At 62.6% G+C, this 12,737-nt stretch carries 13 protein-coding genes; 4 read left to right on the top strand and 9 right to left on the bottom strand.

The features are described 5' to 3' along the window. Positions 1-28 precede the first annotated feature (28 nt). From queE to S101446_RS00130, 4 genes are read left to right on the top strand one after another with little or no spacing between them, the layout of a single operon-like run. On the top strand, positions 29-664 hold the full coding sequence (queE, locus tag S101446_RS00145) for a 7-carboxy-7-deazaguanine synthase (RefSeq protein WP_087608780.1): 636 nt from the start codon (positions 29-31) through the stop codon (positions 662-664). Between the two features lies 1 nt (position 665). Further along, positions 666-1,403, top strand: coding sequence for a 7-cyano-7-deazaguanine synthase QueC (gene queC, locus S101446_RS00140; protein WP_087607204.1), 738 nt, complete (start codon positions 666-668; stop codon positions 1,401-1,403). Then, positions 1,396-1,923 carry a 6-pyruvoyl trahydropterin synthase family protein gene (locus S101446_RS00135; RefSeq protein WP_087607203.1) on the top strand — a complete coding sequence of 176 codons (528 nt, stop codon included), beginning with the start codon at positions 1,396-1,398 and terminating at the stop codon, positions 1,921-1,923. Before queC ends, S101446_RS00135 begins: the two co-directional genes overlap by 8 nt. Before the next feature lie 34 nt (positions 1,924-1,957). Then, positions 1,958-3,418, top strand: coding sequence for a SulP family inorganic anion transporter (locus S101446_RS00130; protein ID WP_087607202.1), 1,461 nt, complete (start codon positions 1,958-1,960; stop codon positions 3,416-3,418). Between the two features lie 348 nt (positions 3,419-3,766). Here S101446_RS00130 and S101446_RS00125 read toward each other — a convergent pair whose 3' ends face one another. The 9 genes from S101446_RS00125 to S101446_RS00085 form a co-directional block, all read right to left on the bottom strand. Beyond that, positions 3,767-4,660 carry a hypothetical protein gene (locus S101446_RS00125; RefSeq protein ID WP_010509742.1) on the bottom strand — a complete coding sequence of 298 codons (894 nt, stop codon included), beginning with the start codon at positions 4,658-4,660 and terminating at the stop codon, positions 3,767-3,769. Further along, positions 4,657-5,610 (bottom strand): MlaD family protein, encoded by a 954-nt coding sequence (locus S101446_RS00120; protein ID WP_053322689.1) that lies wholly within the window; start codon positions 5,608-5,610, stop codon positions 4,657-4,659. The genes S101446_RS00125 and S101446_RS00120 overlap by 4 nt, the downstream gene beginning before the upstream one ends. Next, the gene (locus tag S101446_RS00115) at positions 5,610-6,305 is read right to left on the bottom strand and encodes a P-loop NTPase family protein (protein ID WP_019087407.1); all 696 of its coding nucleotides are present in this window, start codon (positions 6,303-6,305) and stop codon (positions 5,610-5,612) included. Before S101446_RS00115 ends, S101446_RS00120 begins: the two co-directional genes overlap by 1 nt. A gap of 1 nt (position 6,306) precedes the next feature. Next, positions 6,307-7,197 (bottom strand): MlaE family ABC transporter permease, encoded by an 891-nt coding sequence (locus tag S101446_RS00110; RefSeq protein ID WP_010509748.1) that lies wholly within the window; start codon positions 7,195-7,197, stop codon positions 6,307-6,309. After that, entirely contained in the window at positions 7,194-9,539 is a 2,346-nt protein-coding gene (locus S101446_RS00105; RefSeq protein WP_010509750.1) for an adenylate/guanylate cyclase domain-containing protein, read from the bottom strand. Before S101446_RS00105 ends, S101446_RS00110 begins: the two co-directional genes overlap by 4 nt. 98 nt (positions 9,540-9,637) lie before the next feature. Continuing rightward, positions 9,638-10,318 carry a DNA polymerase III subunit epsilon gene (gene dnaQ, locus S101446_RS00100; RefSeq protein ID WP_010509752.1) on the bottom strand — a complete coding sequence of 227 codons (681 nt, stop codon included), beginning with the start codon at positions 10,316-10,318 and terminating at the stop codon, positions 9,638-9,640. Continuing rightward, the gene (gene coaE, locus S101446_RS00095) at positions 10,315-10,944 is read right to left on the bottom strand and encodes a dephospho-CoA kinase (RefSeq protein ID WP_019085746.1); all 630 of its coding nucleotides are present in this window, start codon (positions 10,942-10,944) and stop codon (positions 10,315-10,317) included. Before coaE ends, dnaQ begins: the two co-directional genes overlap by 4 nt. Positions 10,945-10,956: 12 nt before the next feature. Beyond that, a complete protein-coding gene (locus tag S101446_RS00090) occupies positions 10,957-11,832 on the bottom strand; it encodes a shikimate dehydrogenase (protein ID WP_087607201.1) in 876 nt (291 codons plus the stop codon). A 50-nt stretch (positions 11,833-11,882) separates the two neighbouring features. Then, entirely contained in the window at positions 11,883-12,701 is an 819-nt protein-coding gene (locus tag S101446_RS00085) for an N-formylglutamate amidohydrolase (RefSeq protein ID WP_087607200.1), read from the bottom strand. Positions 12,702-12,737: the final 36 nt, after the last annotated feature.

The raw sequence follows: 12,737 nt of genomic DNA, 5'->3' as shown, positions 1-12,737 counted from the left end.
CGGCCGCGTGCATTACGAAATCTGGAACATGTCCTATACCGTAAAGGAAATCTTCCCCACCCTGCAGGGTGAGGGCGCGCAGGCAGGCCGTACGGCGGTATTCTGCCGGTTTGCAGGGTGTAACCTGTGGTCGGGGCTGGAACGCGACCGGGACCGGGCCACCTGCCGGTTCTGTGATACGGATTTCATCGGCACCGACGGCCCCGGTGGCGGCCGTTTTGCAGATGCGGACCAACTGGCTGATACCATTGCCGCGCAGTGGCCCGCAGCAGACAAGACTGGCGCCTTTGTCGTCCTGACCGGCGGCGAACCCCTGCTGCAGCTGGATGATGCGCTGATTGCGGCACTGCATGCGCGGGGTTTTGAAATCGCGGTGGAAACCAACGGCACCGTGGCCGCACCGGACGGGATCGACTGGATATGCGTCAGCCCGAAGGCGGGTGCCGCGCTGGTCCAGACCCGCGGGCATGAACTCAAGCTGGTCTATCCGCAGCCAGACCTGCTGCCCGATCAGGTGGCCGGGCTTGATTTCCAGCAGTTCTGGCTCCAGCCGATGGATAATGCTAATCGCGTCCGCAACACTACCGATGCGGTCACGTATTGCATGCAACACCCGCAATGGCGGCTGTCATTGCAGACCCACAAGCTGATCGGGATACCCTGACATGAGCGTTCCCCCTCCCCCATCCTATCCTGAAAACGAAGCCGCCCTGGTCCTGTTTTCCGGCGGTCAGGATTCAGCCACCTGCCTTGCGTGGGCGCTGGCGCGTTTTGGCCGGGTGGAGACACTGGGGTTCGATTATGGGCAGCGCCATGCGGTTGAACTGGAATGCCGCGCAACCCTGCGTGACGGGATGGCTACGGAAAACGCCCTGTGGGCCCAGCGTCTGGGCGCGGATCATACGCTTGATCTTGCCGCCCTTGGCACGGTATCGGACACGGCGCTGACGCGCGAAGCCGAAATCACGATGAATGAAAACGGCCTGCCCAATACATTCGTGCCCGGTCGCAACCTGATTTTCCTGACATTTGCCGCGGCCCTGGCCGCGCGCCGCAATATCCGCCATATCGTGACCGGCGTGTGCGAGACGGATTATTCCGGCTATCCCGATTGTCGCGACGACACGATCAAGTCCCTGCAGGTGACGCTCAACCTCGGCATGGACGCCCACTACGTGCTGCACACGCCGCTTATGTGGATCGATAAGGCGCAGACATGGGAACTGGCCCACCAGTTGGGCGGGGAGACACTTGTCCGCCTGATCAATCGCGAAAGCCATAGCTGTTACATGGGAACGCGCGGCACCCTGCATGCATGGGGGCATGGCTGCGGCACCTGCCCCGCCTGCCAGTTGCGCAAGGCAGGATGGGCGCAGTACATGGCGGCACGCCAGCATGTTTGAACTGGTTTTCACCCGGCGCTTTTCCATGGCGCACCGGCTGCTGGCGGGCGAAAGCGAACGCTGTGCCCTGCCCCATGGCCACAATGAATATATCCGCGCCCACCTGCGCGCCACGAACCCCACGGTGCTGAATGGCCGCACCAACATGGTCATGCCCTTTCAGCGGGCGAAGGGCGTCTGGCATGGTTTTATCGACAACCATGTCGATCACGCCCTGCAACTGGCGGAAGACGACCCGCTGCTTGCGTGGTTTGCCCGGAACGAGCCACAGCGTGCGCGGCGCATACTGGTTACACCCGGCGACCCCACGACCGAACTGCTCGCCTGCCTGCTCATGGCCAAGCTGAACGCCTTCCTTGCCGCCGATGGCGGGGCGCTGACCTGCGCCAGCATCGAAATCGAGGAAACACCCACCAACACGGTCCGTTACAGTGGCGACCCGCTGGCGGTCCTGCCCCGACCCCGTCCCGCCCCGCGCTGCTGGTGGCGGCGCGCGGACACGACCATTTCCGATACCTGATTACCCTTCTGCCCCGAAAGGCCCCGTCTTTTTCATGTCTGCACTCGCCCGTTACCGTCAGGAATGGTTCGGCAACATCCGGCGCGACACTCTGGCCGGTATGGTCGGCACGTTTGCGCTGATTCCTGAAGTCATTGCATTTTCCTTTGTCGCGGGGGTCGATCCCGCCGTCGGACTTTATGCGTCCTTTGTCATAAGCGTGGTGATTGCCTTTACCGGTGGCAGGCCGGGCATGATATCCGGGGCGGCCGGATCGGTCGCGCTGGTTGCCGCTGCCCTGGTGCGCGGCCATGGGGTGCAGTACCTTCTGGCCGCAACCCTGCTGTGCGGACTGTTGCAGGTGGTGTTCGGGATCCTGCGCCTGCATGTGCTGATGCGCTATGTCTCGCGCCCGGTGCGGACCGGGTTCGTCAATGCGCTGGCCATCCTGATCTTTTCGGCGCAGGTCCCGCACATGCTGCATGTGACATGGCATACCTATGCCATGATCGCGCTGGGGCTGGTGATCATCTATACCCTGCCCCGGCTTTTTTCCGCCATCCCCTCGCCGCTGATCTGCATTGTGGTGCTGACCGTGGTGTCGATCCTGTGCCCCATGCCGTTGCATACGGTTGCCGACCTTGGCCGCCTGCCTGACAGCCTGCCGCATCTGGTCTGGCCCGACGTGCCGTTCTCGCTTGATACATTCAACATCATCGCGCCCTATGCACTGGCCATGGCCAGTGTGGGCGTGCTGGAATCCATGATGACGGCCCGCGTGGTGGATGACCTGACGGAAACCCACAGCAGCAAGCGGCAGGAATGCATGGGGCTGGGTATCGCCAATATCGCGGTCGGCCTGTTTGGCGGGATCGCGGGCTGCGGCATGATCGGGCAGACGGTGGGCAACCTGCGCTATGGCGGACGGGGGCGGCTGTCCACGTTCGTGGCGGGTGCTTTCCTGCTGCTGCTTATGGTGGCGCTGCGCCCATGGGTGGCGCAGGTGCCGGTGGCGGCCCTTGTGGCGATCATGATCATGGTTTCGGCCAGCACGTTTTCATGGTCGTCGCTGCGTGACCTTGTCCATCATCCGCGCACCACCAGCGTCATCATGCTGGCGACGGTGGCGGTTGTCGTGGGCACGCATGACCTTGCCGCAGGTGTTGCCGTGGGCGTACTGCTGAACGGACTGTTCTTCGCGTTTCAGGTCTCCGGCATGCTGTCGGTCAGCAATACGCTGTCGGCTGATGGTCAGACGCGAACCTATATCGTGAACGGGCAGGTCTTCTTTGCCTCATCCGACAGCTTTGCCGATGCGTTCGACCTGCATGATACGGCCCGTCACATCATGATCGACCTGACACATGCCCATATATGGGACATGACGGCGGTCGGCATGCTGGAAGAACTGATTGGCAAGATGGAGGCACAGGGCATGGACGTGCAACTGATTGGCCTGAATGGCGCCAGCACCCGGCTTCTGGCCCAGCATACACGGCTGCAGCCCGCACAATGACAGGACACGGTGGGCCGGATAGGCCCACCGTGCAATCTGCTACTAAAAGACTGTTTGAAAACAAGTGATTGATAAAAAATAATAAAAGTTTTTGGGTGCCACCTTTTTTCAAAAAGGTGGCGTTCTTCGCAGCTTTTTGAAAAAAGCTTCACCAAAAACTTCTTTATGATTGCTGAATGTTTTCCGGGCTAACTTTTCAAACAGTCTCTAAAATAACAAACGCTTTCGGGTGCCGTCTTTTTCGAAAAAAAGGCGGCATTCCTTGAAGCTTTAAAAAGCTTCGCCAAGGAATTTCCTCATGCCCCCGATACACGCAGCGGATGCGCCTGCCGGGAACGGGACTGATCCCTACTTTTTCTTTGTCGTTGTCGCGGCCACAGGCAGGGCAAAAGGATCCGCGGCCGTGGCCGTACCCGCCTGCTTTGCCCAGAGATCGGCGGCAGTCTTGTCTCCTGCCTGCTGCGCGCTCTGGCTGGCGCGGGCGTAAAGCTGGGCCGCCGCCTGTGTATTTCCTGCCTTGTCGGCCGCACGGGCGGCAACCCCAAGGGCACGGGCCATGTCACGGTAATCCACCTGCGTCTGGCGAATGGTCGCCGCCTGCATCGCATCCTGCATGGCGGTCTGCGCGCTGCCACCCGTGACCAGCAGGTTACGGGCGGCAATTTCCTTCGCATCCGCCGTCCAGCCATCCGGCAGCTTTCCGGTCAGGTTGGCAAAATAGGCATCAACGGATGCCAGCGTGGCCTGATCCCCGCTGTCATCGGCAATCAGCCCCCGGATCAGCTGGGCTTTCTCGACAATATCGGTGTCCTGCGCGCCTGCAGCGCGTGACGCGGCAGCGGCGGCCGCAGTATCCTGGCCCAGCCGGTGCAACGCGCCTGCCTGCACCAGATCCAGCCCGGCGTCATCCCCCGTCTGGCCGCGCATCGCCAGGGCTGAACGCGTCGCGGTTACCGTGGACAGCGCATCCTGCGGCTTGCCTTCGTCCAGCTGCACCGTCGCAAGGTTGTAGCCCGCATCGCCTATGGCCGTGACATCGTCCCGCGCAATGGCACGCTGGCCTGCGGCGCGGTACTGCTGTTCCGCCACCGAAAGGCGTTCAAGCCCCACGGCATCCTTCGCGGTATCCATGTCCTGCGACAGGGTGGTGTCACCCGGCTGGGTAACCGCCTGCCCCCCACCGCCACATCCCGCCAGCGCAAGGGCAAGGCCAAGGGCCGCGTATTCCTTTTTCATGCTCATGGCTGCACCTTCTGCGCCGGGAGGCGGGCATGGGCATGCTTCGCCGCCTTGTTGCCATTACCGCCCAGTATCCACAGGCCGCGCATCTGATCGACCAGCTTCTGCAGGCTGCCAGCGGTTGTCTGCGCCTGCACCAGAAGCACCGGCAGCTGCTGGCTCGCGTCCTGCAGGTTGTGGGTGATGGCCGGTGTCGCGTCGCTCAGGTCACCCGTGGCCTTCTGCACGTTGGTCATGCTCGCACTGGCCTTGTCCATGACGCCCGCAAGCTGTTTTTCGATCGGTGTCAGCTGTGCCACGGTGGCGTTAAGGCTGGTGATCATCTGTTCAGCCTGACGGATCAGGTCATCATTGGTCATGAGACGCCCGATGGAGCCCTTGCCCGCATGCATGTCCGTAATGGTGGCGTCCAGCGTCGCCATCATGTGCTGGGCATTGTCCAGAACCGGAATGACACGGTCACGGATGTCACTGAAGGTCTGGGTAATGGTATCGGCCGGGTTGGGGGCGTTGGTAGCGCTCAGCACCGCGTAGCTCCAGTCCAGCTTGTCCGCCGTCCCGCGTGAAATGTCGATGTAGCTGGCACCGGCCACCACGAAACGCTTGCGGATGATGGCCGTGCTGTCACGACGGATATAGGGTTCGATGTCGGGATCAATTTCGGCAATGGCGTACATGCCTCCCGACGGATTGATCCGCACGCGCCGCACGGTGCCCGCATGGATGCCCATGACCTCCAGATCGTCACCAACGGACAGGCCGCTGACCCCGTTTTCCGGCAGCACGATCCGCAGCCTGCCCGCAGGCGTCAGCCAGTCACGCAGCACGCCTGCCTCGATCACCGCGCCAAGCAGGATGACCAGGGCCACAAGGACAAGGATCCCCACCCATTCATCGGCGTAACGGACACGCACAAGCTGCCGGATTCCGTCTGACTGTTGTTTCTGGACCATTACACCACCCGCATGGGAAAAAGACCTTCATCAAGAAGGCGCATGTGGATATTCACCGCCTTGCGATACTCATGCCAGGCCGCCGCGGAACGGACGAACCATAACACGCCACAGCCACGATCCCGCGCCGCGGTCATCATTTCAAAAAACGGCAGGATATTCTCCTCTGGCAGCGTGTCGGATATATCCTCCAGCACCAGCAGGTCCGGCCGCCCCATAAACGCGCGCACACAGGCCGCCCGCGCCAGATCCGCGCCCGACAGCCGGTCGGGGGCGGATGTTGGCAGGCCGGGAAAACCAAACCGGTGCCCCAGTTCAGTGGCATGCAGGACCACGTTATCAAACGGGTCCGTGGTATGGTACAGGTGCGGCAGCATGATGTTGAGATGCGTGCCAAACAGGTTGAGCCAACTGCTGTTGCGCGAAATGCGCCCGATGCGTCCCCGCAGCGCATTGAGCTGCCGGTCACGCAGCGCGGCCCAGTCCAGCCCCATGAACTTGATGGTGCCCTGCGTCAGGGAAACCATGCCGGAACACAGATCGGCAAACATCGCCGCCCGTTCAAAGTCACGGCAATCAACCACCGCGCATTCACCGGGCATGATGCGCAGGTTGTAGGGCGCGGGCATGAGGCCGGTTTCCTCGAACGACGGCACGACGTTACGCAGTTCCAGCAGGGGTGCGTTGGCTGTCATGTCAGAAATCCAGCATGAAGAGGATATTGACCACCAGTACCAGCATGATCCCGCGCGCGAAACCACGCGGCATGATGGTGGCCATCGTGTCATTGCTGCTGACGGTCAGGCCCGAAACACATGACCCCACCCCGACAAAGAAACCGACCAGCACGAATTTCAGCGGGATGATCAGGTAGTCCCATGTGGTCATCGCACCAAGGACATTGAAGAAGAATGTCCAGACCGAGGACGTGATGGCCCCCGTGGAATGCGCAACCACAAACCCCATCAGCAGCGACACGACGGCAAAGATCATGCCCAGCGTAAAGCCGCCCAGCGTAAAGGCGAACGTACGCGGCATGACCAGCGCCAGGAACGGGTCAATGCCGCGCGCCTGCAGTGCACGCACTTCCCCACCCAGTACCATCATGCCGATTTCGGTCAGCGACAGCATGCCGCTGCGCCCCATGATGATGATACCGACCAGGATGGGCGAAATTTCACGCACCAGGACGGAAACAAGGATCGATCCCGTCATCTGCGCCATACCAGCGTAACCCAGCCAGTACGCAGCCTGTGACACCACCATCAGGCCCGTTAGCGTCGCGGTGATCACGATGCTCAGGAAACCGCCACTGACCACCTGCCGCAGGGTGGCGCGGAATTCATAGATGACCGGCCTGCGCCATGAATTGGGGCGCATGCTTTCGCGTATCGCCCCCCACCCCGCGCCAATCACCAGCAGGGCAAAGCGGACCTGATGCCGCGTCAGTCGGCCAATGGCGGCAAGCCACGGCGCAAAACGCCGCAAAAGGTGCACCAGGCGACCACCATTGTCCGGCTGGGGACCGGCCATGGGATCAACCTGCGGCGCCACATGCTCAGGGGCGGGTGTTGGCGTATCGGTCATCGCCGCCCGGCCAGCACATAGGTGCGCGTCAGCCCCATGCCGGGAATGAAGAACCGGCCGCGTTCACGGAACAGGAAGTACTGACGCAGGCGTTGATAGACATTTTCCGAAACCTGGATCGTACCGACATCCGGCGCGCCCTGCGCCATCATCTCGGCCATGCCCATGGCATCGCCCCACAGGTTGAACGCCTGCGGGTTCTTGCCCAGCATGCCGCCAAATACCGGCCCGACATCAATGCCAATGCGGAAAACCGGATCCAGATCCGCCTTCGACAGCATGGCCAGCACGTTTTCACGCATCATGAGCGCCGCATTCGCCATGTGGAACACCGCCGTCTTGTCCGGCGTGCGCGAACACCCGGCAACACATACGACGCGGTGGCCCAGCATGCGGATGGAATACAGCCCGCACTGATGGGCGATATCCTGCAGCGCGATCGCCATTTCATCGATCAGCTTGATATTGGCCGCCGGGTCATTCTGGGCCGTCATGATCATGTCGGACAGGCTGATGACCATGATGGTGACGGCAGGGTAGAACCCTTCCATCTGGCTGAGGTCCGTGGTGCCTGGCTGTCCGTTGATGGACAGCGCGCCGGGGGCGAGCAGGAAGCCCTGACTGGTATCTTCTGGCCCCTCGCTGCCCTGGGGGGGTTCCGATTCCAGTTCCTCACGCGCCGCGGCCACCGCCGTGTAATGCTGGGCGGAGAAACGGGCCGCCGCCACACCGGTAATCATGTCCACGAAATGATAGACCATTTCCGCCCGTGGCGCGTCTTCCAGCGTGATGACGCCAACCGGGCCGCTACTACCCAGAATCGGATTGCAGAACAGGGACTTGCTGCCAAAGGCGCGCATGTAGACACGGTAGAACGCCGTCGTGCGGTCATCGGTGGAGGCATCGGTGACGACCAGCGCGTCACCGTGGGAAACCGCGTCAAAAAAGCTCTTGAGGTCCGTGGTCGACATCTCGAACCCGCCGGAATGCACGTCCTGCTGCCGGTCGTAGGAATCGATGCACATGAGCGTATGCCCGTCATGCAGGATCCGCCATATGGCCGCCCGGCGGGCATGGGACTGGTCAGCCAGCGTCTCGGTCAGGACGAGGGCATTGTCTTCCGGGTTGAACAGTTCGGGATAGGTCGCGACCGACTGCAGGGCATGGCTTTCGTAATTGGCGACAGCCCGCGCCTGGGAGATCTGGTTACGCAGGCGGTCCCCGCGTCGCGCCTGCAGGAACAGCAGCAGGCCAAAGCCCAGCGCCATCGTCACGACCAGAATGAAAAACAGCAGGTTCTGCCGCCCGTCCGCCATGGCGAAGCGGGAAAAATCGTCCTCGGGCGCGACCATCAGCAGCACCCAGCTATCCTTGCCCACCGGCAGGTTGGCGGTGATGGTCACATACCGCCGTCCCTTCACCTTGACGGTACGCGCGCCATAGCCATGAACGCGGTATTCATCGAACGCCTTGGTCATGACCGGGAATTTTTCCGGGTCCAGCGTCATCCTGGACGGATCGCCATGCGCCTTTGCCTGCGTTTCCTGCATGCCGTGGCCAGCAACAACATGTTCGTCCTGATCAAGCAGGATCGCGGTGCCACTTTCACCGATTTTCAGCGAATTGAGGAAATTGTTGAGATGATTGAGGGACATGTTGATGGCATAGACATATGTCTTGTCATCGCTGCCCTTGTACGGAACCGCAGCCGTTATGGTGACCTGCTTGGTCACCTCCACCATATACGGACGGGTCCAGACTTCCTGCCCGGCCTTGACCGTATCGGCAAACCAGCCATGCCCGCGCGGGTCATACGTGCCGGCCGGGGTCTGCCACTGCTTGAGCAGCTTGCCGTTGTCATCACGCAGTTCATGCGTGAAGATCGCCTTGGGCGTACCCACGTCATGCAGGGTCGTCAGCGCGGTCTGACCCGGTTTTTCCCCATGTTCCAGCGTACTGAAATTGCCATCGCTGTCGGCGATGTAGAAGGACTGGATCTGCGGAACGTTCCGCATCATGGTGCTGCTGTAGCCGTTGAAGATCTTCTGCTCGACCTCCGGCGCGCCATGCTCGAGCATGTCACGCGCCACGATCGCCCCGGCGGAGGCGGGCATGAGGAAGGAACTGACTTCCTTGGCGACATAATCCTGCTGGCTGACCAGCAGGTCATGCGTCAGGGTCAGCGCACCGGTCCGGACGGTCCGGTAGGAATGCCACCCCACCCCGGCAATGACGGCAATGACCGAAACCACACCGGCCACGGGAATGCCGATATGAAAAAGGAAGCGCCGGAACTGGTCGGAAGGGGCAATCGTGGGATCGACAATCTCGTCCGTGGACAATGCTCTCTTCCTGTTTCAATACAATCAGGTACGGCTAATGAATACAGACTAGCCCAAATGCACCACCGGGGCCACTCCCTTTGTTACATACCGCCCATTCAGCGCAGCCACAACGGGTCGGACAGGCGGCTGACAAAGGCCTGATGGGCCTCCAGTTCTGCCGCATCGGGCCTGACACGCACACTGACATGCCCGTCTGGCCGTACATAGGTATAGGTTGCAATACCGCCGCCGCCTTCATCCACCGACAGGCTCAGCCCGCGCTGCCTGCCCCCGGTCAGTTCCAGATAGACCGCGGCCAGCAGCCGGCAATCCAGCAGCGCGTTATGGGTCGTGCGTTCCGACAGGTCGATGGAAAAGCGGCGACACAGCGCATCAAGGCTGTTGGGCATGCCGGGAAAACGCTCACGCGCCATATCCAGCGTATCGACCATGCGCCCCATATCCAGTTCGGGCAGCCGCGCACGCGCCAGTTCGGCATTCAGGAAGCCGAAATCGAAGCGGGCATTATGCGCGATCAGGGGATCATTGCCGATGAATTCAAGAAATTCGGGCGCGACCTGCGCGAATTTCGGCTTCCCTTCCAGATCGGCGCGGGTAAAGCCATGCACGCGCGACGCTTCTTCGGGCACATCACGTTCAGGGTCGATCAGGACACGGAAGCTGCGCCCGGTAGGCAGGTCGCCAACCAGTTCAAGGGCTGCGATTTCAATGACGCGATCGCCCTTCAGCGGATCCAGCCCGGTGGTTTCCGTATCGAACAGGATGGTGCGTTTCATGCAGGTTTCCCTCCGGCCGCAGCCCATGCGGCTGGACTTCCCTCACGCATTGCATGCAGCAAACGCCTGACCTGCCGCACCGTTTCATGACGTGACAGGCCGGTTTCGATAACCACATCAGCCCGCCGCCGCCGCACGGCATCGGGCATCTGCCGGGCGATGACGGCATCAATCTGGGCCGGTGTCATCCGGCCGCGTCGCAGCACGCGCTGGCGCTGCAGGGAAGCGGGCGCGCTGACCACCGCCACCCGGTCACATATCCGCTGCGCCCCGGTTTCGAACAGAAGCGGGATATCCAGCACCACCCACCGGCAGCCGTCACGCCGGGCACGCTGCACGAAACGCTCGCGCGCACGGCGCACCAGCGGGTGGATGATGGCCTCCAGCCCCTGCATGACGGCCGGATCGGACAGCGCCGCCTGCCGCAGCACCGCACGATCCAGCACGCCATCGCGCACCGAACCGGGCACCAGCCGCCCGATGCCGGGCAGCGCCGCCCCATGCGGGGCCTGCAGGGCTGCGACGGTGGCGTCGGCATCGAACAGCCGTATGCCCGCACGTTTCAGCAGGGCCGCCGTCGTGGACTTGCCCATACCGATCCCGCCGGTCAGCCCCAGTATGCGCATGAAAGACCCCGTTCAGCCAGCATGCGCGCGATGCAGGTCTGCATCCAGAACGGCCTCGATCCCGGGGCCGATATCCGGCGTCGCGCCAAACCATTTTTCAAATCCCAGACCAGCCTGGTGGATCAGCATGCCCAGTCCATCGACCGTGCGCAGCCCATGGCTGGCCGCCTGCCGGAGCAAGGCGGTCTGGCGCGGAACATAGACAATGTCGCATACGACCAGCCCCGCATCCGCCCGGGCCAGATCCAGCGGAAAGGCAGCGTCCGCCCCCCCATCCATGCCGATGGACGTGGTGTTGACCAAAAACTGGCACGACGGCAGCACGTCGCCCGCCTGCGCCCAGTCGATGACCGTGATGCCCGCCAGTGACGCGGCCAGCGCATCGGCCCGCGCACGGGTGCGGTTGGCCACCACCACATCCACCCCCCGGTCCAGCAGGCTTGCAGCGATGGCGCGCGCGGCCCCACCTGCGCCCAGCAGCAGGGCGCGACCACCTGTGACGGGGATTCCATGCGCCTGCACATTGGCCACGAATCCGTCGCCATCGGTGGAATAGCCCTCAATCCGGCCATCGGGCGCGAAGACCAGCGTGTTGACCGACCCCGAACGCCGTGCCGAACGGTCCAGACGGCCATGTTCCTCCACGATCCGATAGGCCGATTCCTTGTGCGGGATGGTCACGTTCACGCCACGGAATCCGGCCGCCTGCAGGCCGCGGACCGCGACATCAAACGAACCCGGTGCCACAGGCAGCGGCACGTACGCCCCGTTGATCCCGCGCTGTTCCAGCCAGAAATTATGCATGAGCGGCGAGCGCGAATGCGCCACCGGCCAGCCGATCACCCCGGCCAGCAGGGTATGGCCGTCAATGCGTGGCCTGCGTTCCATTGTCTTCAATCCATCAGATGCAGTGTGTTTGCCAGGAGCGTGCGGGGCCGCTAGTGCCTGAAATCTTCCCATGCCTGTGGCAGCACGCGCGCAAGGCGGTCGGCCCATTCCGCCTGCCCCTGTTCCGTTGCGATCAGGTCCTGGCGTATCTCGATTTCCAGATAGGGCACGCCGCGCCCTTCGGCATGGACGGGCACGGTATAGTCGCTGACATCCGTCAGGGCATAGGGTTCGTTGCTGCCGACCACCAGCCCGTCTTCCGCCGCCAGCAGGTCACGTACCCGCAGGCCGAAAGCGGGGTTGCGGTTATGCAGCACGCCCGTATGCCATGGCCGCGCCGCGCCATTCATGAAATCGGTAAAGCTGTGCAGGGATACCAGCACGACGGGCAGCCCGGCCTCCAGCCGTGTCGAGATCTCCCGGCTGATCCGGTCATGGTAGGGCAGGAAGATTTCCTCCACCCGCCTGCCTTCTTCCGCAGCCGTGATGTCGATATTGGCCGGAACGCGCGTCCCGTCGCTTTCGCGCACAATGGAAGTCGGATGCCCCGGCGCGCGGTTGCAGTCGATCACCAGGCGGGAATAGGCCTGTTCAATCAGCACGCAGTCCAGAGTCCGCGCCAGCATCCGCCCGGTTTCTGCCATGCCCAGGTCACAGGCGATATGCCGCGCGTGATCGGCCGCACTGACGCCCATGTCCCCCAGCGTGGCGGGCACGCTGCGTCCGGCATGGTCGCTGACCAGCAGGAATGGCAGGCCGGGCGGCGGCATGACGCCATCAAGCGCGGACCTGCCGTACTGGATGACGGGAGCCGGATCATCCTGCGTCAGCAACCGTAATGGCTCCTGCGCAAGGGCTGTATGCTGCATTGTGCGGGACATCCTGTGCCATGGGCGGGGTTCGCA

It is taken from the genome of Komagataeibacter europaeus, assembly GCF_002173515.1.
Classification (GTDB): Bacteria; Pseudomonadota; Alphaproteobacteria; order Acetobacterales; family Acetobacteraceae; genus Komagataeibacter; species Komagataeibacter europaeus.
This window is presented reverse-complemented; position numbering and strand designations above follow the sequence as displayed.

Coding starts and splice junctions, on each gene's coding strand:
- queE (WP_087608780.1), top strand. CDS start 29: ATGTCCTATACCGTAAAGGAAATCTTCCCCACCCTGCAGGGTGAGGGC.
- queC (WP_087607204.1), top strand. CDS start 666: ATGAGCGTTCCCCCTCCCCCATCCTATCCTGAAAACGAAGCCGCCCTG.
- S101446_RS00135 (WP_087607203.1), top strand. CDS start 1,396: ATGTTTGAACTGGTTTTCACCCGGCGCTTTTCCATGGCGCACCGGCTG.
- S101446_RS00130 (WP_087607202.1), top strand. CDS start 1,958: ATGTCTGCACTCGCCCGTTACCGTCAGGAATGGTTCGGCAACATCCGG.
- S101446_RS00125 (WP_010509742.1), bottom strand. CDS start 4,660: ATGAGCATGAAAAAGGAATACGCGGCCCTTGGCCTTGCCCTTGCGCTG.
- S101446_RS00120 (WP_053322689.1), bottom strand. CDS start 5,610: ATGGTCCAGAAACAACAGTCAGACGGAATCCGGCAGCTTGTGCGTGTC.
- S101446_RS00115 (WP_019087407.1), bottom strand. CDS start 6,305: ATGACAGCCAACGCACCCCTGCTGGAACTGCGTAACGTCGTGCCGTCG.
- S101446_RS00110 (WP_010509748.1), bottom strand. CDS start 7,197: ATGACCGATACGCCAACACCCGCCCCTGAGCATGTGGCGCCGCAGGTT.
- dnaQ (WP_010509752.1), bottom strand. CDS start 10,318: ATGAAACGCACCATCCTGTTCGATACGGAAACCACCGGGCTGGATCCG.
- coaE (WP_019085746.1), bottom strand. CDS start 10,944: ATGCGCATACTGGGGCTGACCGGCGGGATCGGTATGGGCAAGTCCACG.
- S101446_RS00090 (WP_087607201.1), bottom strand. CDS start 11,832: ATGGAACGCAGGCCACGCATTGACGGCCATACCCTGCTGGCCGGGGTG.
- S101446_RS00085 (WP_087607200.1), bottom strand. CDS start 12,701: ATGCAGCATACAGCCCTTGCGCAGGAGCCATTACGGTTGCTGACGCAG.